The following is a 17610-nucleotide window of genomic DNA, read 5'->3' on the forward strand; positions in this document are numbered from 1 at the left end:
GCTCCGAAGCCCGCCGCGCCCAAGCCCGCGACGGCCGGCGCCGCCACGCCGGCCAGGCCGCCCGCCGCGACGACGACGCCTCCGGCCGCTCCGGCCAGGACGCCGCAATGACCGGCGCCCGGCCCCTCAATCCGGGGCGCTGGCTGGGCGTTCCCATGCTGTTCGTGATCCTGGCGACGCTGGCTTTCGCCGCGCCGATCCGCATGTGGGGCCTGCAACTGCCCGAGCCGGTGTTCGCCATGGTCCCGGCCTTCGCCTGGGCCGTGATCCGGCCCTCGATCCTGGCCCCGTTCGCCCTGCTGGTGCTGGGCCTGTTCCTCGACACCTTCTGGGGCGGGCCGACCGGCCTTTGGGGCCTGTCGCTGCTGGTCGCCTACGCCTCGGTGCTGGCGGCGCGCAACATGCTGACCGGCCAGAGCCGTCCGATGATGTGGGCCTGGTACGCCGGGGCCTGCGCCGTCTCGATGAGCGCCGGCTTCCTGTTCACGATGATGGACAGCCTGGCCATGCCCAGCCTGGTGGCGGTGTTCTGGCAGTTCCTGGTCACGGCGCTGCTGTTCCCGTTCGCGCACCGGCTGATCGATCGCTTCGAAGACGCCGACGTCCGGTTCCGGTGAGGCGATGAGCGAACCGTCGATCTTCTTCTTCGAGGTCAACGAGCGGCAGGGTGTCTTCCACCGCCGGGCCTTCCTGCTGGGCGGCTTCGCGGGCCTGGGCCTGCTGGCCCTGACCGGACGCCTGGCCCAGCTGCAGCTGGTGGAAGCCCAGCGCTACCAGAAGCTTTCGGCCGGCAACCAGTTCAACTACCGCCTGGTGCCGCCGCCGCGCGGCCTGATCCTCGACCGCAACGGCGTGGCCCTGGCTTCGAACCGTCCCAACTTCCGCCTGATGGTGATCAAGGAGAAGGGCATGGACGTCGAGGCGACCCTCGACGACCTGGCGACCTTGGTGCCCATCGACGGCACGCGCCGCGCCCGCCTGCTCAGGGAAGTCAACAACGCCCCGCGCAAGGCGCCGGTGGTGGTGATGGAGGACATGAGCTGGGAGGAGTTCTCCCGGATCAACATCCGCGCGCCCGAGCTGCCCAACATCAGCGCCGACATGGGCGAGGTGCGGGTCTATCCGTTCGGCGGCGCCTTCGCCCACGTGATCGGCTATGTCGCCAAGGTCTCCGACAAGGATGTCGACGCGGCCCGCAAGGATCCGACGCAGGACCAGGAACTGCTGCACAATCCCGGCTTCCGCATCGGTCGCCAGGGCGTGGAGAAGGCTTTCGACCTGGACCTGCGGGGCCGCGCGGGGGCCATCAAGGCCGAGGTCGACGCGCAAGGCCGCGTGGTCAGCCTGGATCCGGCCGGCGATATTCCGCCGACGCCCGGCAAGGAAGTGCGCCTCACCCTCGACGCCGACATCCAGAACCGCGCCCTCGAGGTGATGGGCGAGGAGAGCGGCGCCATCGTGGTGATGGATTGCCGCAACGGCGACCTGCTGGCCATGGTCTCGGCCCCCAGCTTCGACGCCAACCGCTTCGTCAAGGGCCTGTCGGGGGCCGAGTACAAGGCGCTGTCGGAGTACGAGCGCAAGCCGCTGCTCGACAAGGCGCTGAGCGGCACCTATCCGCCCGGCTCGACCTTCAAGCCGACCGTGGGCCTGGCGGCCCTGGCGGCCGGCATCGATCCGGAGGTCCGCGTCAACTGCGGCGGCAGCTGGTACTATGGCGGCCGCACCTGGCGCTGCTGGCAGAAGGGCGGCCACGGCGCCCAGAACATGCACGACGCCATCAAGAACTCGTGCGACATCTACTTCTACCAGACGGCGCTGAAGATCGGCCCCGACGCCATCGCCAACGCCGCGCGCGCCGTCGGCTTCGGCCAGACCTTCGACATCGGCATTCCCGGCCAGAAGAAGGGCCTGGTGCCCGACCGCGAATGGAAGAAGCGGGCCTTCAAGCGCAATCCGGCCAACCAGATCTGGTTTCCGGGCGAGACCCCCAGCTACGGGATCGGGCAGGGGGCGCTGAACGTCAACGCCCTGCAACTGGCCGTCATGACCGCGCGCCTGGCCAACGGCCAGAAGGCCCTGGTGCCGCGCCTGGTGAAGTCGGTGGGCGGGGTCGAGCAGCCCAGCGGCGCGGCCGTGCCCGACCTGCCGTTCTCCAAGGAGCACCTGGAATATGTCCGCGGCGGCATGGCGGCCGTGGCCAACGACGTGCGCGGCACGGCCTATCGCCAGAGCCAGCTGGGTCTGGGCGACGTGCAGATGGCCGGCAAGACCGGCACGGCGCAGGTGCGCAGCTACGACAAGGTCAAGACCCGCAACAACGCCAGCTACACGTGGAAGCTCAAGGACCACAACCTGTTCGTGGCCTTCGCGCCCTATGACGCGCCGCGCTACGTGGTGGTGGTCATCGTCGAGCACGGCGGCATGGGCGGCGCCACCGCCGGCGCCCCGCGCGCGCGCGAGGTGATGCGCGTGGCCCTGCTGAAGGACCCCGAGATCCGCGCCCGCATCGAAAAGCCGATGCCTCTGCCCGAGGCTCCGGTCGAAACCGTCGACGGCGTCGTCGAAGGCGCGGCTCCCGAAGAGCCGGAGGAGGGCGCGCCGCCCCCGCCCGAGGCGACGACCCCGCCCGCCGGCGCGCCAGGAGGCCACATATGACCCTCAGCGGCGGCCTCTCCCGGCCCGGCGAACGCGACCGGCCGATCATCAAGTTCATGGAGATCGACTGGACCTTCTGCCTGCTCCTGTGCCTGATCGCGGGCTCGGGGGCGCTGATGCTGTTCTCGATCGCCGGGGCCTCGTGGGAGCCCTGGGCCGACAAGCACCTGCTGCGCTTTGGCCTCTACTTCGTGATGATGATCGTGCTGGCGATGATCGACCTGCGGGTCTGGTTCTCGCTGGCCTATCCCGTCTACATCATCGGCCTGCTGCTGCTGGTGGCGGTGGAGGCGATCGGCGACGTGTCGCTGGGGGCCCAGCGCTGGCTGTCGATCGGCGGCTTCCGCTTCCAGCCGTCCGAGATCATGAAGCTGGGCGTCGTGCTGGCCCTGGCCCGCTATTATCACGGCCTGTCGGCCGACAGCGCCCGGTTCTCGTGGCGGCTGCTGGTCCCCGCGGCGATGATCGGCGCGCCGGTGCTGCTGGTGGCCCACCAGCCCGACCTCGGCACCGCCATGCTGATCGCCCTGACGGGCCTGGCCATCGTCATCCTTGCGGGCCTGTCCTGGCGAGTGATCGCCGCCGGCGTCATCGGCGCCCTGGTGGCCATCCCGCCGTTCGTGCTGTTCGTGCTGCACGACTACCAGCGCAAGCGGGTGCTGACCTTCCTCAACCCCGAGGCCGACCAGTCGGGCTCGGGCTACCACATCTACCAGTCGAAGATCGCCCTGGGCTCGGGCGGCCTGCTGGGCAAGGGCTTCGGCCTGGGCTCGCAGAGCCAGCTGAACTTCCTGCCGGAAAAGCAGACCGACTTCATCTTCGCCACCCTGGCAGAGGAGTTCGGCTTCGTCGGCTGCCTGTGGGTGCTGGCGCTCTACGGCGTGGTGATCTTCATGGCCCTGCGCATCGCTTCGATCAGCCACAGCCACTTCGGACGCCTGGCGGCCTCGGGCGTGACGGCGACCTTCGCCCTCTACGTGCTGATCAACGGGGCCATGGTCATGGGCCTGGCGCCGGTGGTGGGCGTGCCCATGCCGATGCTGTCCTACGGCGGCACCGTGATGATGACGGTGATGATCGGCTTCGGCCTCGTGCAGGCCGTGCGCGTGCACCGCTACACCGAAGTCACCAGCGGCAAGGGCTCGCTGATGTAGGACGACGGCGGGGCCATGGGCCCCGCCGCGTCTTGCTCTAGTCCTGAACGCCCTCGACCAGTTCGCGCAGATAGGCGACGTGGCCGCGGAAGGCCTTGGAGCCGGTCTGGGTCGCCTTGACGCGGGTGCGGGGGCGCTTGCCGACATGGTCCTTCAGGATCTCGACATAGCCGGCCTTTTCCAGGGCCGTCAGGTGGCTGCCGAGGTTGCCGTCGGTGGCCTCGGTGATGGTCTTCAGCCGCGAGAACTCCAGCGGCTCGCCCTGCCGTTCGGCATAGAGGGCGGCCATGATCTTCAGGCGCAGGGGCTGGTGGATCAGGTCGTCTGCTTGCGCCATGGTCAGGCCCTCGCCAGCCAGACGCCGCTGACGAACAGCGCCGCGCTGGCGCTGGCCATCCAGAAGGCCAGGTATTCCTTGAAGGCGTAGAAGCCGATCAGGGTGAGGGCGAACATCACCGCGCCGACCAGCAGGTAGCGGCGGGCCAGGAACACCCCGACCCCGGCGTAGATCGTGCCGACCAGCAGGCCGGGGAAGGCGAGATAGCCGGCCGGGTCGGTCGGCCTCAGCACCGAGAACACCGCCAGGACGAACAGCATCACCACGCCCATGCCGCCCAGCATGCGCAGGCTGGTGACGTCGGCCCCGCCGTTCTTGCCGGCCACGCCCGCCTGGCCCTTGAGCCGCTGGGCCAGGAGCACGCTGCCGATGACGCCGACGGCGTCCAGCCCGAACCAGGTCCAGCTCCAGAACGCCGGCGCCAGCAGGCCCATGTTCAGATAGCCCAGGGCCCAGATCACGCTCCACAGCATCAGGATCGGCCCGCCGATGCGATAGCCCTTGAGCATGCCGCTGCGGCGGGTGGTCGTGTCTATCTCGGCCAGCGCGGCGGCGGCTTCGTCCTTGGTCAGCACCATCACATCCTCCATGGGGCGCTCAGGCCCTCTGTGGTGCAGAGTGATGTCGATCAATTACTCTGTCAAGCAGAGTTCTCTGAGGTTGGTCAGCCGCCGGCCGCGCCGACCAGGAGGCTGGCCGCCAGAACCAGCATCACCACGCCGATGCAGAGGTCGAGCACGCGCCAGGCCGCGGGCCGCGCGAACAGCGGCGTCAGGAAGCGGGCGCCGAAGCCTAGTCCCGAGAACCACGCCAGACTGGCCAGGGCCGCGCCGGCCATGAACAGCGGCCGCTCGCCCGTCGGCAGGCTGGCCCCCACCGCCCCCATCAGCATGACGGTGTCGATGTAGACGTGCGGGTTCAGGAAGGTGAAGGCCGCCGTCCCGGCCAGGGCCGCCCCCAGGGTCAGGCCCGCCTGGTCGGCGACCACCAGGGCGGCGGGGCTGGCGGCGCGGCGCAGGGCGCTCACCCCGTACCAGGCCAGGAACGCCGCCCCGCCCAGGCTGAGGATCAGCGACAGCGCGGGAACCAGGGCCAGCACCTGGCCAAGGCCGCTGACCCCGGCCACGATGAGGCTGGCGTCGGCCAGGGCGCAGAACAGCACGATCGGCAGCACGTGCTCGCGCTTCAGCCCCTGGCGCAGCACGAACATGTTCTGGGCGCCGATGGCGACGATCAGGCCGGCGGAGAGGGCGAAGCCCTTGATGAAAGCAGGGAGGAGGGCGCTGGTCATGGCGGCTTGATGCCGCCCGCCGCCGCTGTAGTCTAACTAAGGATGCTAAATCGAATTTAGGTTGTCTAATGCTGGACTATGCGTCCCTGGCCGCCCTGGCGGCCGTGGCCCGCGAGGGCGCCTTCGACAAGGCCGCCGCGGCGCTGGGTGTCACCCCCTCGGCGGTCTCGCAGCGGGTGAAGGGCCTGGAGGAGCGCCTGGGCGCGGTGCTGCTGACACGGGGCCAGCCCTGTCGACCCACGGCGGTCGGCGCCAGGCTGTGCGCCCATGTCGAGCAGGTTCGGCTGCTGGAAAGCGACCTCGTCGCCGACCTGCCGCGCCTGGCCACCCCGGACGCCGGCCCGGCCGTGCTGCGGATCGCGGTCAACGCCGACAGCGTCAGCACCTGGTTCCCGCAGGCGGCCGCCCGGTTCGCGGTGCAGACCGGGGCCATGCTGGATCTGGTCATGGACGACGAGGCCCATACCGCCGAGCGCCTGCGCGACGGCCAGGTGCTGGCGGCCGTCACCGCCGATCCCGCACCGGTCCAGGGCTGCCGCACCTATCCGCTGGGCGCGATCGACTATGTCGCCACCGCCAGCCCCGACTTCGTCGCCCGGTTCTTCGCGGGCGGGGTGAACGGCGACAGCCTGCGCACGGCCCCGATGCTGCGTTTCGACCGCCGCGACGGCCTGCAGGCCCGCTGGGCGCAGGAGGCGCTCGGCGTGAAGCCGACCGGTCCCGTCCACTTCACCCCGGCCACCCAAGGCATGCTGGACATGAACCTGGCCGGCCTGGGTTGGGCGATGACGCCGCGCGTTCTTGCCAAGCCGCATCTGGACGCCGGACGCCTGGTGGAACTGCCGCCCAAGCGCTCCATCGCCGTGGCGCTGTACTGGCAGCGCACGCGGCTGTCCGCGCGGCTGCTCGACCAGCTGACCCTGGCGGTGCGGACGACGGCGGGAGAGGCCCTTGCGGCCGCCTAGCGGTTCTTCAGCGCCCGGCCGGTGACGACGGCGCCAAGGCCGAACTTGCCGCGCAGGGCGTCGATGGCGGTCTCGCTCTTCAGCGCCCGGCGCTCGTCGCCGGCGAAGAAGTCGTCGGCCGCGCCGGCGGCGGGGACGAACTCGGTCAGGCCCGCCCCGATCAAGCGATAGGACCGGCCGGCCGGCTCGGCCGCCAGAAGCTCGCGCGCCACCTGGAACAGGGTCTGGGCCGTCTGGGTGGGGACGGGCAGGGTGCGGCGGCGGGTGTGGATCTTGAAGTCGGGGGTGCGCAGCTTCAGCGTCGCCACCCGGCCGGCCACTTCCTCGCGGCGCACCTGGCGGGCGACCTTCTCGCACAGGGGCCAGAGCTGGTCCTCCAGGTCCTCGCGACGGAAGAGGTCGTCGTTGAAGGTGGTCTCGGCGCTGATCGTCTTGCGCACGCCGTCGGGATCGACGACGCGGGCGTCCTCGCCCTGGGCCAGCCGGTGCAGCCGCAGCCCGCCCGCGCCCAGCTCCTTGGCCAGCATCTTGAGGTCGGCATTGGCGATGTCGCCGACCGTGCGCAGGCCAAGGCCGGCCAGGCTGGTCACGGTGGCCGGGCCCACGCCCGGCAGGATCGACACCGGCTTGGGCGCCAGGAACGCCACCGCCTCGGCCGCGCCGATCGCCGAGAAGCCGCGCGGCTTGTCCAGCTCCGAGGCGATCTTGGCCAGGAACTTGTTGGGGGCCAGGCCCACCGAGACCGTCAGGTTCTGCTCGGCCTCGATCTCCTTCTGCACCTTGGCCAGCATCACCGCCGGCGGCGCGCCGTGCAGGCGCTCGGTGCCGGAAAGATCGATCCAGGCCTCGTCCAGCGACAGCGGCTGGACCAGCGGCGTCAGGTTGGAGAGGCGGGCCATGATCAGCGCGCTCTCGTGCTTGTACTTGGCGAAGTTGGGCTTGATGACCACGGCATCGGGGCACAGCTGCAGCGCCTTGTACATCGGCATGGCCGAGCGCGCGCCGCTCATCCGGGCGATGTAGCAGGCCGTGGTCACGACCCCGCGCTTGCCGCCGCCGACGATCACCGGCTTGTCGCGCAGCGACGGATCGTCGCGCTTTTCCACCGAGGCGTAGAAGGCGTCGCAGTCCAGGTGGGCCATCGACAGCCGGCCGAGCTCCTCGTGGAAGACCGTGCGCGGCGAGCCGCACGACGGGCAGCGCGGCGCCTTGCGCTCGCCGCTCCACAGGCAATCGCGGCAAAGCGCTTTCATCGGCCTTCGAGCGCCAGCGCCTCGCGAATGGCGACCTTCAGGTCGGGCCACAGGTCGATGCGGGCGTGACGGTCGGGAGCGCTGGGGGCCAGCGGGCGCAGGCGCTCGTCGGCCACCATCTGGAAGCGGCCCACGCGGGGCGCGCTGGCGGCCACCGATTCGAGTTGCGGCAGCAGGTCGTCGATGAACACCGCCGGCGCCTCGACCCGTCCGGCCAGCTGCGCGGCCGACGGACCCTTGGGGCCTGAATTGATCACCAGCGGATAGTCGAAGCCGTGGGTCTTCAGCCATTTGGCCCGGGTCTGGCGGCCATGCTCGGGGGCGTTGGTCAGGATCACCACATTGGCGTCCAGCGACAGGTCGGCCAGGGCGTCGGCCGCCCCCTCGGCCGGCTCCAGATCCTCGCCGCCGTCGCGGAAGAAGTCGTCGAACAGCGCCCGGCCGGCGATCAGGTCCAGGTGCTCGGTCTCGCCGGGGCGATAGATGTTCTGGAACAGGGCGAAGCGGTCGACGCGCAGCTCGAAGCCGTGCCGGCCGATGAACGCGCCGAAGCCGGCCATGAACTGGGCCAGCACCTCGTCGACATCCACGATGACGAGCGGACGGTGCGTATCGAGCGTGCAGGCCTTAAGGTCTAGGGAGCAGGGGTCCATGATCTGCAATCGGGCGTTGGAAACGCGATTAGCGCGGGCTTAAGGATATTCGTGCGATCTGAGGATGAAGAAGCGACGCGAATCCCTCACGTGTCGCCACGGACCGTATGGTCGGGGTCAGGATGACGAAGAAGGTCCTCATCGTCGAGGATAACGAGCTGAACATGAAGCTCTTTCATGATCTGCTCGAAGCCCAGGGCTATGAGACCCTGCAGACCCGTGAGGGCCTGCAGGCGTTGTCGATCGCCCGTGAGCATCGCCCCAATTTGATCCTCATGGACATCCAGTTGCCCGAGATTTCGGGCCTGGAAGTGACCAAGTGGCTCAAGGAGGACGACGATCTGTCACATATCCCAGTCGTCGCCGTTACGGCATTTGCGATGAAGGGCGACGAGGAGCGGATTCGCGAGGGCGGCTGCGAGGCTTACATCTCGAAGCCCATCTCGGTGACGCACTTCCTCGAAACCATTCGCCGACTGCTGGAGAGGTAACAGGCCGTGAGCGCGCGAATCCTCGTCGTCGACGACATCGAGGCCAATGTGCGCCTGCTCGAGGCCAAGCTTTCGGCCGAGTATTATCAGGTCTCCTGCGCCTATGACGGCCCGACCGCCTTGGCCAAGGCGGCCGAGGAACTGCCCGACATCATCCTGCTCGACGTGATGATGCCCGGCATGGACGGCTTCACCGTCTGCCGCAGGCTCAAGGAAGACCCCACGACCCGCCACATCCCCGTGGTGCTGGTCACGGCGCTGGACGGCCGCGCCGACCGCATCCAGGGGCTGGAGGCCGGCGCCGCCGACTTTCTTACGAAACCCATCGACGACGTCATGCTGTTCGCCCGGGTGCGCAGCTCGACCCGCCTGAAGATGGTCATCGACGAACTGCGCCAGCGTGAGGCCTCGGGCCGCCGCATCGGCGTGATCGCCGGCGCCGCCACCCGCCTCGACGGCGTCGGCGGCCGGGTGCTGATCGTCGACGACAACGACCGTCAGGCCCAGCGCGTGGCCGCCGAACTGGCGGTCGAGCACCGTCCGGTGGTCGAGATCGATCCGGCCAAGGCCGAGGTCAGCGCCGGCGGACCGGTCGACCTGGTCATCGTCAACGCCGCGGCCCGCAGCTTCGACGGCCTGCGCTTCGCCGCCACCCTGCGCTCGAACGAGCGCACCCGGCACCTGCCGATCCTGGCCGTCGTCGATCCCGACGATCGCCCCCGGATGGTCAAGGCGCTGGACCTGGGCGTCAACGACGTGCTGCCGCGCCCGATCGACCCGCAGGAGCTGGCCGCCCGCGCCCGCACCCAGGTGCGGCTCAAGCGCTACACCGATTATCTGCGCAACAATCTCGACCACTCGCTGGAGTTGGCCGTCACCGATCCGCTGACCGGCCTGCACAACCGTCGCTACATGACCGGCCAGCTGTCGGCCCTGGTCAACCGCGCCACCATGGGCGGCGACCCGGTGTCGGCGCTGATGATCGACATCGACTACTTCAAGAAGATCAACGACGGCTTCGGCCACGACGTCGGCGACGAGGTGCTGCGCGAGTTCGCCCTGCGCCTGGCCTCGAACGTCCGCGCCATCGACCTGCCTTGCCGCTTCGGCGGCGAGGAGTTCACGGTGATCATGCCCGACACCCAGCTGGTCGACGCCGTGCGCATCGCCGAGCGCATCCGCATGCACGTGGCCGGCTCGCCGTTCCGCGTGGCCGGCGGCCAGGAACTGCTGACGGTGACCATCTCGGTCGGCGTCTCGGCCACCACCGGCCCGGGCGACACCCCCGAAGCCCTGCTCAAGCGCGCCGACAGCGGCGTCTACGAGGCCAAGGCCTCGGGGCGCAACGCCGTGGTGGGCAAGGCGGCCTGAGGCGGCTTCGCCTCTTCATCTTCCATCCCCAGCATGCCTCCCTGGGCCTTGTGCCCAGGGTCTATCGCGCCGCCGCTCAGATCGCGGATGTGCTGCTCAAATCTCGGCGGCTGAAACATGGGCCCTGGGCGCAAGGCCCAGGGAAGCATTGAAAGAGGCGGGAGAAAGGGTGGAGCTACTTCCCAACCTTGATCTCGAACAGCCACGGCCAGAATTTCCCGGTCACGAAGATCCGGTCGCCCTTGGCGTCATAGGCGATGCCGTTCAGCACGTCGGCGCGGAGGGCCTCGCCGGGCGTCAGCAGGCCCGAAAGGTCCAGGCGGCCGACCACCTTGCCGGTCTTGGGATCGATGCGGACGATCTCGTCGGTCTGCCAGATGTTGGCCCAGACCTCGCCCTTGATGAATTCCAGCTCGTTGATCTGGTCCACCGGCTTGCCGTCGTCGGTGACCTTGACCCGGCCGGTCTCCTTCAGGGTCGCCGGATCGAGGAACCGCAGCTCGTCGGTGCCGTCGCTCATGATGATCCGGCGGTCGTCGCGGGTCAGCGCCCAGCCCTCGCCGGTGTAGTTGAAGGTCGATTTCACGGCGAAGGTCGCGCGGTCGCGCACGAAGCCGATCCCGTCCTTCCAGGTCAGCTGCACCAGCTTGTCGCCCCAATCGACGATGCCCTCGCCGAAATATTTGGGGTCCATGTCGGCCTGCTGCTGCACGGCCCCGGTTTCCAACGTCACCCGGCGCACCCACGAGCGGCCTTCGAGGCCCGTGCTCTCGTAGAGCTGGCCGTCCCGGAACAGCAGGCCCTCGGTGAAGGCCTGACGGTCGTGCGGATAGGTGCGGACCACCTCGTAGCTCTGCACCGGCGCCGGCTGGGCGCAGGCGGGCAGGACGGCGAGGACGCTGAAGGCGAGGGCGAGGCGAACGATCACGCTGGGATCCTAGAACCAAGGCCGGAAAAACAAAAACGCCCGACGTTGCCGCCGGGCGTTTTCGAGAATCGTCGGTGCGACGAGGCGATCTTACTTGATCTTGCCTTCGCGGAATTCGACGTGCTTGCGCACGACCGGGTCGTACTTCTTCAGCACCATCTTTTCGGTCTTGGTGCGGGCGTTCTTCTTGGTGACGTAGAAGAAGCCGGTGTCCGCCGTCGAGTTCAGGCGGATCTTGATCGAAGCCGGTTTGGCCATGGTCGAATCCCTGCGGTAATCGCGCAGGTCCCCGCGCGGTCGAAATGAGAGGCGCGGAACATACTCATGAACGGGGCAAAGTCAATTGCCGGCGGCGCATCGCTTGTAAGGGAAATTCACCGACCGCGCCTTACCGTCGATTTGCCCCTCGATCCGGCCCAAAAGCCCGTCCGGGCCTTGGCTGCGATAGATCACTCTTTGCGGAAAGTCGTGGGCGAGGTTCTCGAACACCAGCTCGCCCGCGGCGGCGCTCTTCAGCGGAAAGGCGCCTTGGGCCTGGCCCGAGGGCAGGGCGATGAAGGTGAGTCGTCCGTCGACGACCTGGATTCGGGTGAATTCGTATCCGCGCGCCTCGCCGTCACGCACCGTGCGGCTCATCCCCAGCATCATCCCGCCGCCGGGCGCGAGCCATTGTTCCTCGATCACGCCGTTGGGCAGCGCCTGCTTCCAGCAGCCGGCCAGGAAGGCGGCCTGGTCGATGGGGGCGGTTTGTAAGGCGAGGAGGAGGGCGAGCATGGCGGCGGCTCCAGGAGCGGGCGTTATTCTGAGCCGTAGTTTCCGCCACGCCGCAACAACGCTCGTCATCCCGGCCGCAGCGAAGCGGAGAGCCGGGACCCAGGGGCCGGCGCAGTGCGGTTACCCCTGGGTCCCGGGTCTGCGGCGCTGCGCGCCTTCGCCCGGGATGACGAATTGGGGGAGCTACAGCTCCGTCATCACCGCATTGCCCCGCAGGAAGCGCATGAACGGCGCCGGGCGGCCGGGGTCCTTCATCTGCAGGGCGGTCTCGCGCAGCACCATGCGGGTGATGCTGGGCAGGTCGAGGTCGCGGGTCTCGTCGAAGCTGACCCAGGCGATCTCGTCCAGCTCGCCGCAGTCTGGCTGGCGCTCCAGGCTCAAGAGGGCGCTGGCCGGGGCCATGAAGAAGCGGGCGTCGAAGCGGCGCGGGCGATAGGGCGGGGTGATGGCGCGGGCCACGAAGCTCAGCGGCGCCAGGTCCGGCAGGGCGCCCTGGGCCAGGAACGGCCGCCAGGCGCCGGCTCCGGGCCGCGCCGGAGCGGCCCTGGCCAGCAGCAGGCCCGTCTCCTCAAAAGTCTCGCGCACCGCCGCCAGGGCCAGGGCGCGGGCCAGCCGGGCGGGGGAGGCGTGCCTGGGATGCTTGGCCAGGCGTTCGGCCACCTCCGGAGAAAGCTCGCTCGCGGACGGCGCGTCGAAGTCGCCGCGATCGACGCGGCCGCCCGGGAACACCCACTTGCTGGCCATGAAGGCGTGGCCGCGATTGCGCCGGCCCATCAGCACGCGCGGCGCGGGGCCGTCGTCGCGCACCACGATCACGGTGGCGGCGTGGCGCGGTCGGATGACGCCGGAACTGGGGTCCAGCGCCTCGCCGTCGTCCTTGGAGTCGAAAGCAGGCTCGGTCATGGATGGAGCTTAGTCTCCGCGACAGTTCTGCAAAGCCGTTCCTTAGGGAAAGCATGGCCGGCCTTGACCCGGCGGCCGGAACCGCCAAGCTCGCCCGCAAAGTCTTCTCAAGGAGTCGGGAATGGGCGCGCGTACGACGGTTTCGGTTCTGGCCCTGGCGGTCATGGCGGCAGCTCCGGCCTTTGCGGCCCCCTCCACGGCCAAGGTCGAGGCCGCGGCCAAGGCGGCCCAGCCCAAGGTCGTGGCCTGGCGGCGCGACGTCCACGAGCATCCCGAGCTGGGCAACCAGGAGGTCCGCACCGCCGCCCTGGTGGCCAAGGAGCTGAAGGCCCTGGGCCTGGAGGTCCGCGAAGGCGTCGGCAAGACCGGCGTGGTCGGGATCCTGAAGGGCGGCAAGCCCGGCAAGGTCGTCGCCCTGCGCGCCGACATGGACGCCCTGCCGGTGCTGGAAAAGACCGGCCTGCCGTTCGCCTCCAAGGCCACGGCCACCTGGGAAGGCAAGACCGTCCCCGTCATGCACGCCTGCGGCCACGACACCCACGTGGCCATGCTGCTTGGCGCGGCCACGGTGCTGGCCGGCATGAAGGCCGACATCGCCGGCACGGTCGTCTTCATCTTCCAGCCCGCCGAGGAAGGCCCCCAGGCCGGCGACGAGGGCGGCGCCAAGCTGATGATCGCCGACGGGGCGCTCGACAACCCGAAGGTCGACGCCATCTTCGGCGTCCATATCGGCCCCGGCGACGCCCACGCCCTGAACTACCGCCCCGAAGGCTTCTACGCGGGCGCCGACCGCCTCACGATCACGGTGAAGGGCAAGCAGACCCACGGCGCGCGTCCGTGGGCCGGCATCGACATGGCCAGCGTCTCGGCCGACATCGTCCAGGCCCTGAACCAGATCGCCGCCCGCCAGATCGACGTCGGGACCTCGCCCACCGTCCTGACCATCGCCACCATCAACATGGGCGTGCGCAACAACATCATCCCCGAAGACCTGGTGATGAGCGGCACCCTGCGCACCTTCACCGCCGAGCGTAAGGCCGAAGTGATCGCCAAGACCCAGAAGGCCGTGGCCGCCATCGGCGACCGCTACGGCGCCAAGGCCGAGGCGGTGTTCACCCAGCCCTATCCGGTCACCTGGAACGACGCGGCCCTGTCGAAGTGGGTCAAGGCCCCGCTGGAAAAGGCCTCGCCCGGCAAGGTCGACGACCAGGCCGCCCTGGTCACCGGGGCCGAGGACTTCTCCCTCTACGGCCAGAAGGTCCCGGCCGTGTTCGTCCAGCTCGGCGGCCGCAAGGCCGACGTCCCCGCCGCCGGCGCGCCCGCCAACCACTCGCCGTATTTCGACATCGACGAGGCGGTGCTGGAGACCGGCGTGAAGGCCGAGGTGTTCATGGCGCTGGATTATTTGGCGAAGAAGTAGCGCCTCCGGCGACCCCCTCAGTCGCTCCGCGACAGCTCCCCCAAAGGGGGAGCATCTTGGAGCCGGCGCCGATAGATCCTCCCCCTCTGGGGGAGGTGGCCCGGAGGGCCGGAGGGGGTTTTGCGGCGCCCCCTCGCATTTTTTGGGAAAGCGCCTATCTAACCGCCCCATGAGCGACGCCGCCCCCCAGATCACCGTTCCCGACGACCTCGTCTCCGCCTTCCAGATCGAAGGCCTGCCCGTGCGCGGCCGCGTCGTGCGGCTGGGCGAGGCGGTCAACGAGGTGCTGACCCGTCACGCCTATCCCGAGCCGGTGGCCAACCTGCTGGGCGAGGCCTGCGCGCTGGCCGCCCTGGTCGGCTCGAGCCTGAAGTTCGAGGGCCGGCTTATCGTCCAGGCCCAGGGCGACGGCCCGGTGCGCTATGTCGTGGTCGACTACGACACCACCGGCGGCCTGCGCGGCTATTGCCGGTTCGACGAGGCCGAGGTGGCGGCCGTCTCGGAAGGCTTCGCGCGTCCGGGCGCCAAGACCCTGCTGGGCGGCGGCGTGTTCATCATGACCCTCGACCAGGGGCCGGACATGGAGCGCTACCAGGGCGTCACCGCCATTGAGGGCGAGAGCCTGGCTTTGTGCGCCGAGCAGTACTTCATGCAGTCCGAGCAGATCCCGACCCGCGTGCGCCTGGCCGTCGGCCAGGTGGACACCGGCGAGGGCCCGACCTGGCGCGCCGGCGGCGTGCTGATCCAGACCATCGCCGGCGACGAGACGCGCGGCGAGACCAAGGAAGCCTGGAACCACGCCCAGGCGCTGTTCGAGACCACGGGCGAGGACGAACTGGTCGACCCGACCGTGCCGACCACCACCCTGCTGTGGCGCCTGTTCAACGAGGACGGCGTGCGCCTGATCGAGGAAAAGCCGCTGCGCGCCTTCTGCCGCTGCTCGGAAGAGCGCATCGGCGTGGTGCTGCAGTCCTTCTCGCCCGAGGAGAAGGCCGAGATGATCGAGCCGGACGGCAAGATCCACGTGACCTGCGAATACTGCTCGCGGGTCTACGCGCTGGAGCCGAACGGCGAGGCTTAAAGCCCCCTCCGGCCCTCCGGGCCACCTCCCCCAGAGGGGGAGGATCTAGGAGCGCCGCACCAAGAAGATGCTCCCCCTCTGGGGGAGCTGTCGCGGAGCGACTGAGGGGGTTTTAGCGCCGCCCCCTTACGCCCGCCCGATCACGTACTCATGCGTCAGGTCGAGATCCAGCCGCACCGAGCCGGCCGGCGGCGCGTCGCCGTCCAGGTGCGGCGGCTCGCCCAGCACCAGATAGGCCTGGGCGTTGGGCTCGAGGTTGTTGAAGCTGATCTTCGACGAGCCGCCCGGCGGGATCGTGCGCGCCAGGCTGACGGGCCTGGTCGCGGCCTTGGAAAACACCAGGACCGTCGAGTTCTGGGTGTCGTCGCTTCGGTTGATGAGGGTCAGCTCGTAGTCGGCCACGCCGCAACCTCCCTATGTTTCGCGGTCTGACGCCGCAAAAGGAAGTAAACGCGTAACGCCGTTACTTGGCAACGGCGCAGCTCGCCGTCCCGCGCGTCAGTTGGCCCGACGCGCGGCGCCCGGCAGGTGCAGCGAGAACTCGGGGATCTCGGCGGTGAACGGCTCGCCGGCCTCGGTGACCATCTGGTAGCGGCCGACCATCGTGCCCGAGGGCGTCGGCAGCGGGCAGTTGGACACGTAGCGGAAGGCCTCGCGCGGGCGAAGCTCCGGCTGCTCGCCGACCACGCCCGAGCCCTCGACCTCGTTGCTGCGGTTCATGGCGTCGGTGACCTTCCACCAGCGTGCGACGAGATGAACGGTCTCGACGCCATGGTTCTCGATCTCGACGGTGTAGGCCCACAGGTAGAGGCTCTGCTCGGGCGAGGATTCCTCGGGCAGGTAGCAGGGCGCGACCCGCACGACGATGTCGCGCGTGCGGGCCTCGTAGATGCCGGTGTCGGCGCCGCGGCGCCGACGGATCCGCTTCAGGGGCGGACTGGATTCACGCCTGATCGAGCGCACGGATCACATCCCGGGTCAGGTCGTCGAGGCTTTCCAGGCCCACCGAAAGGCGCACGCCGCCCTCGGTCACGCCCAGCAGCGGGCGCATCTCCTCGGGCACCGAGCGGTGGGTGGTGGTCGGCGGGTGGGTGGCCATCGACTTGGCGTCGCCCAGATTGTTGGAGATGTCGACGATCTCCAGCGCGTTCAGGAACTTGAAGGCCGCCTCGCGCGTGCCGAGGTCAAGCGCGATCACCGTGCCGCCGCCGCTCATCTGTTGCTTGGCCACCGCGTAGCCCGGGTGGTCGGGGCGGAAGGGATACAGCACCTGCGTCACCTTCCTGTGCTCGGCCATGGTGTTGGCCAGGGCCAGGGCGCTGTCGGTCTGGCGGCGCACGCGCAGGTCCAGGGTCTCCAGGCCCTTGAGCATCACCCAGGCGTTGAACGGCGACAGCGACGGGCCGGTGTGACGCATGCTGTCGCGGTAGAATTCCTCGTTGATCGCCTCGGTGGTCAGGATCGCCCCGCCCAGCACCCGGCCCTGGCCGTCGATGTGCTTGGTGGCCGAATAGACGACGACGTCGGCGCCCAGCTCCAGCGGCTGCTGGAAGATCGGGGTGGCGAAGACGTTGTCGACGATGACCTTGGCGCCGACGGCGTGGGCCAGTTCCGACACCGCGCGGATGTCGGTGATCGCCAGCACCGGGTTCGACGGCGTCTCGATCAGCACGGCCTTGGTGTTGGGGCGGATGGCCGCTTCCCAGGCCTTGATGTCGGTGGCGTCGACGAAGGTGGTCTCGACGCCGAAGCGGGGCAGCCATTCGGCGATCAGCCAGCGGCACGAGCCGAACAGGGCGTTGCCGGCCACCACGTGGTCGCCGGCCCGCACCAGGCCCATCAGCGAGGAGTGGACGGCGGCCATACCGGTGGCCGTGGCGCGGCAGACCTCGGCGCCTTCCAGCAGGGCCAGGCGGTCTTCGAACATCTTCACGGTCGGATTGTTGAACCGCGAATAGACGAAGCCCGGCTCCTCGCCCGAGAAGCGGCGATCGGCGCCCTCGGCGCTGTCGTAGGTGAAGCCTTGCGTCAGGTAGAGGGCCTCGGCGGTCTCCATGAACGGCGAACGCGCCAGACCCCCGCGGATCAGCTTGGTGGCGACGTCCCAGTTCTTCGGATCTTCGGACACGCGATACTCCCGATGACGAAAAGGCCCACGCCCGCCGCTTCGACGGGCGCAATCGCGGTGGGTATAGGCGATCTTTCACCGCTTCGTCACGGTCAGAGCGCGCCAGGCGAGCGAGAGGATCGTCTCGGTCGCCTGACGGGCGTCGCAAGCCTTGCCATGGCGAGCCGTTGCGGTTCCCATCCAGACGGGCGGTTTAGAGGGGG

The 17610-nt window shown here is 69.2% G+C and carries 20 protein-coding genes and 1 pseudogene; 9 read left to right on the forward strand and 12 right to left on the reverse strand.

The window, feature by feature from the left end:
* Positions 1–107: 107 nt before the first annotated feature.
* The 3 genes from AC07N1_RS16985 to rodA are packed head-to-tail and all read left to right on the forward strand — an operon-like array spanning position 108 to position 3812.
* The gene (locus AC07N1_RS16985) at positions 108–617 is read left to right on the forward strand and encodes a hypothetical protein (protein WP_487288365.1); all 510 of its coding nucleotides are present in this window, start codon (positions 108–110) and stop codon (positions 615–617) included.
* Between the two features lie 4 nt (positions 618–621).
* Positions 622–2658: a penicillin-binding protein 2 gene (gene mrdA / locus AC07N1_RS16990; protein ID WP_494672872.1), complete on the forward strand. Its 2037-nt coding sequence runs from the start codon at positions 622–624 to the stop codon at positions 2656–2658.
* The gene (gene rodA / locus AC07N1_RS16995) at positions 2655–3812 is read left to right on the forward strand and encodes a rod shape-determining protein RodA (protein ID WP_494672873.1); all 1158 of its coding nucleotides are present in this window, start codon (positions 2655–2657) and stop codon (positions 3810–3812) included. Before mrdA ends, rodA begins: the two co-directional genes overlap by 4 nt.
* A gap of 37 nt (positions 3813–3849) precedes the next feature.
* On the opposite strand, the gene AC07N1_RS17000 is transcribed toward rodA, so the two are convergent.
* The 3 genes from AC07N1_RS17000 to AC07N1_RS17010 all read right to left on the reverse strand — a co-directional run bounded on the left by AC07N1_RS17000 (position 3850) and on the right by AC07N1_RS17010 (position 5440).
* Complete coding sequence (locus AC07N1_RS17000) at positions 3850–4149, reverse strand: winged helix-turn-helix domain-containing protein (protein WP_494672874.1); 300 nt, start codon at positions 4147–4149, stop codon at positions 3850–3852.
* A 2-nt stretch (positions 4150–4151) separates the two neighbouring features.
* Positions 4152–4727 carry a hypothetical protein gene (locus tag AC07N1_RS17005; RefSeq protein ID WP_494672875.1) on the reverse strand — a complete coding sequence of 192 codons (576 nt, stop codon included), beginning with the start codon at positions 4725–4727 and terminating at the stop codon, positions 4152–4154.
* A gap of 86 nt (positions 4728–4813) precedes the next feature.
* Positions 4814–5440, reverse strand: coding sequence for a LysE/ArgO family amino acid transporter (locus AC07N1_RS17010; RefSeq protein ID WP_494672876.1), 627 nt, complete (start codon positions 5438–5440; stop codon positions 4814–4816).
* Between the two features lie 68 nt (positions 5441–5508).
* On the opposite strand from AC07N1_RS17010, the gene AC07N1_RS17015 reads away from it, so the two are divergent.
* On the forward strand, positions 5509–6405 hold the full coding sequence (locus AC07N1_RS17015) for a LysR family transcriptional regulator ArgP (protein WP_494672877.1): 897 nt from the start codon (positions 5509–5511) through the stop codon (positions 6403–6405).
* Here AC07N1_RS17015 and AC07N1_RS17020 read toward each other — a convergent pair.
* Together AC07N1_RS17020 and AC07N1_RS17025 are read right to left on the reverse strand one after the other, a co-directional pair.
* Positions 6402–7658 (reverse strand): DNA polymerase IV, encoded by a 1257-nt coding sequence (locus AC07N1_RS17020; RefSeq protein WP_494672878.1) that lies wholly within the window; start codon positions 7656–7658, stop codon positions 6402–6404. The genes AC07N1_RS17015 and AC07N1_RS17020 overlap by 4 nt on opposite strands.
* On the reverse strand, positions 7655–8311 hold the full coding sequence (locus AC07N1_RS17025) for a hypothetical protein (protein ID WP_494672879.1): 657 nt from the start codon (positions 8309–8311) through the stop codon (positions 7655–7657). The genes AC07N1_RS17020 and AC07N1_RS17025 overlap by 4 nt, the downstream gene beginning before the upstream one ends.
* A 122-nt stretch (positions 8312–8433) precedes the next feature.
* Between AC07N1_RS17025 and divK the strand changes: the two genes are divergently transcribed.
* Complete coding sequence (divK, locus tag AC07N1_RS17030) at positions 8434–8802, forward strand: cell-cycle response regulator DivK (RefSeq protein WP_487288354.1); 369 nt, start codon at positions 8434–8436, stop codon at positions 8800–8802.
* Positions 8803–8808: 6 nt separating this feature from the next.
* Positions 8809–10173, forward strand: a complete 1365-nt coding sequence (locus AC07N1_RS17035; protein WP_494672880.1) for a PleD family two-component system response regulator — start codon at positions 8809–8811, stop codon at positions 10171–10173.
* A 175-nt stretch (positions 10174–10348) separates the two neighbouring features.
* Here AC07N1_RS17035 and AC07N1_RS17040 read toward each other — a convergent pair whose 3' ends face one another.
* The 3 genes from AC07N1_RS17040 to AC07N1_RS17050 all read right to left on the reverse strand — a co-directional run bounded on the left by AC07N1_RS17040 (position 10349) and on the right by AC07N1_RS17050 (position 11875).
* On the reverse strand, positions 10349–11101 hold the full coding sequence (locus AC07N1_RS17040) for a glutaminyl-peptide cyclotransferase (protein WP_494672881.1): 753 nt from the start codon (positions 11099–11101) through the stop codon (positions 10349–10351).
* A gap of 90 nt (positions 11102–11191) precedes the next feature.
* Positions 11192–11359, reverse strand: coding sequence for a 50S ribosomal protein L33 (gene rpmG, locus AC07N1_RS17045; protein WP_004620056.1), 168 nt, complete (start codon positions 11357–11359; stop codon positions 11192–11194).
* An 81-nt stretch (positions 11360–11440) separates the two neighbouring features.
* Positions 11441–11875 (reverse strand): DUF6265 family protein, encoded by a 435-nt coding sequence (locus AC07N1_RS17050; RefSeq protein WP_494672882.1) that lies wholly within the window; start codon positions 11873–11875, stop codon positions 11441–11443.
* Positions 11876–11926: 51 nt separating this feature from the next.
* Here AC07N1_RS17050 and AC07N1_RS17055 point away from each other — a divergent pair.
* Positions 11927–12046: pseudogene (locus tag AC07N1_RS17055) on the forward strand (hypothetical protein); the annotation flags it as partial.
* Positions 12047–12058: 12 nt separating this feature from the next.
* On the opposite strand, the gene AC07N1_RS17060 reads toward AC07N1_RS17055, so the two are convergent.
* Positions 12059–12778: an NUDIX hydrolase gene (locus tag AC07N1_RS17060; protein WP_494672883.1), complete on the reverse strand. Its 720-nt coding sequence runs from the start codon at positions 12776–12778 to the stop codon at positions 12059–12061.
* A 121-nt stretch (positions 12779–12899) separates the two neighbouring features.
* Between AC07N1_RS17060 and AC07N1_RS17065 the strand changes: the two genes are divergently transcribed.
* The gene (locus AC07N1_RS17065; protein WP_494672884.1) at positions 12900–14198 is read left to right on the forward strand and encodes an amidohydrolase; all 1299 of its coding nucleotides are present in this window, start codon (positions 12900–12902) and stop codon (positions 14196–14198) included.
* A gap of 169 nt (positions 14199–14367) precedes the next feature.
* On the forward strand, positions 14368–15279 hold the full coding sequence (locus AC07N1_RS17070) for an Hsp33 family molecular chaperone (protein ID WP_494672885.1): 912 nt from the start codon (positions 14368–14370) through the stop codon (positions 15277–15279).
* 126 nt (positions 15280–15405) lie between these two features.
* Here AC07N1_RS17070 and AC07N1_RS17075 read toward each other — a convergent pair whose 3' ends face one another.
* The 3 genes from AC07N1_RS17075 to metZ all read right to left on the reverse strand — a co-directional run bounded on the left by AC07N1_RS17075 (position 15406) and on the right by metZ (position 17407).
* On the reverse strand, positions 15406–15681 hold the full coding sequence (locus AC07N1_RS17075; protein WP_494672886.1) for a hypothetical protein: 276 nt from the start codon (positions 15679–15681) through the stop codon (positions 15406–15408).
* A 96-nt stretch (positions 15682–15777) separates the two neighbouring features.
* Positions 15778–16242, reverse strand: coding sequence for a Co2+/Mg2+ efflux facilitator ApaG/CorD (gene apaG / locus AC07N1_RS17080; protein WP_494672887.1), 465 nt, complete (start codon positions 16240–16242; stop codon positions 15778–15780).
* On the reverse strand, positions 16223–17407 hold the full coding sequence (metZ, locus tag AC07N1_RS17085; protein WP_494672888.1) for an O-succinylhomoserine sulfhydrylase: 1185 nt from the start codon (positions 17405–17407) through the stop codon (positions 16223–16225). Before metZ ends, apaG begins: the two co-directional genes overlap by 20 nt.
* Between the last annotated feature and the right edge of the window lie 203 nt (positions 17408–17610).

This window comes from Caulobacter sp. GW821-FHT09B11 (genome assembly GCF_059418205.1).

Coding starts and splice junctions, on each gene's coding strand:
- AC07N1_RS17060 (WP_494672883.1), bottom strand. CDS start 12,778: ATGACCGAGCCTGCTTTCGACTCCAAGGACGACGGCGAGGCGCTGGAC.
- rodA (WP_494672873.1), top strand. CDS start 2,655: ATGACCCTCAGCGGCGGCCTCTCCCGGCCCGGCGAACGCGACCGGCCG.
- AC07N1_RS16985 (WP_487288365.1), top strand. CDS start 108: ATGACCGGCGCCCGGCCCCTCAATCCGGGGCGCTGGCTGGGCGTTCCC.
- AC07N1_RS17015 (WP_494672877.1), top strand. CDS start 5,509: ATGCTGGACTATGCGTCCCTGGCCGCCCTGGCGGCCGTGGCCCGCGAG.
- AC07N1_RS17020 (WP_494672878.1), bottom strand. CDS start 7,658: ATGAAAGCGCTTTGCCGCGATTGCCTGTGGAGCGGCGAGCGCAAGGCG.
- AC07N1_RS17050 (WP_494672882.1), bottom strand. CDS start 11,875: ATGCTCGCCCTCCTCCTCGCCTTACAAACCGCCCCCATCGACCAGGCC.
- rpmG (WP_004620056.1), bottom strand. CDS start 11,359: ATGGCCAAACCGGCTTCGATCAAGATCCGCCTGAACTCGACGGCGGAC.
- AC07N1_RS17070 (WP_494672885.1), top strand. CDS start 14,368: ATGAGCGACGCCGCCCCCCAGATCACCGTTCCCGACGACCTCGTCTCC.
- mrdA (WP_494672872.1), top strand. CDS start 622: ATGAGCGAACCGTCGATCTTCTTCTTCGAGGTCAACGAGCGGCAGGGT.
- AC07N1_RS17005 (WP_494672875.1), bottom strand. CDS start 4,727: ATGGTGCTGACCAAGGACGAAGCCGCCGCCGCGCTGGCCGAGATAGAC.
- AC07N1_RS17025 (WP_494672879.1), bottom strand. CDS start 8,311: ATGGACCCCTGCTCCCTAGACCTTAAGGCCTGCACGCTCGATACGCAC.
- AC07N1_RS17065 (WP_494672884.1), top strand. CDS start 12,900: ATGGGCGCGCGTACGACGGTTTCGGTTCTGGCCCTGGCGGTCATGGCG.
- AC07N1_RS17000 (WP_494672874.1), bottom strand. CDS start 4,149: ATGGCGCAAGCAGACGACCTGATCCACCAGCCCCTGCGCCTGAAGATC.
- AC07N1_RS17010 (WP_494672876.1), bottom strand. CDS start 5,440: ATGACCAGCGCCCTCCTCCCTGCTTTCATCAAGGGCTTCGCCCTCTCC.
- divK (WP_487288354.1), top strand. CDS start 8,434: ATGACGAAGAAGGTCCTCATCGTCGAGGATAACGAGCTGAACATGAAG.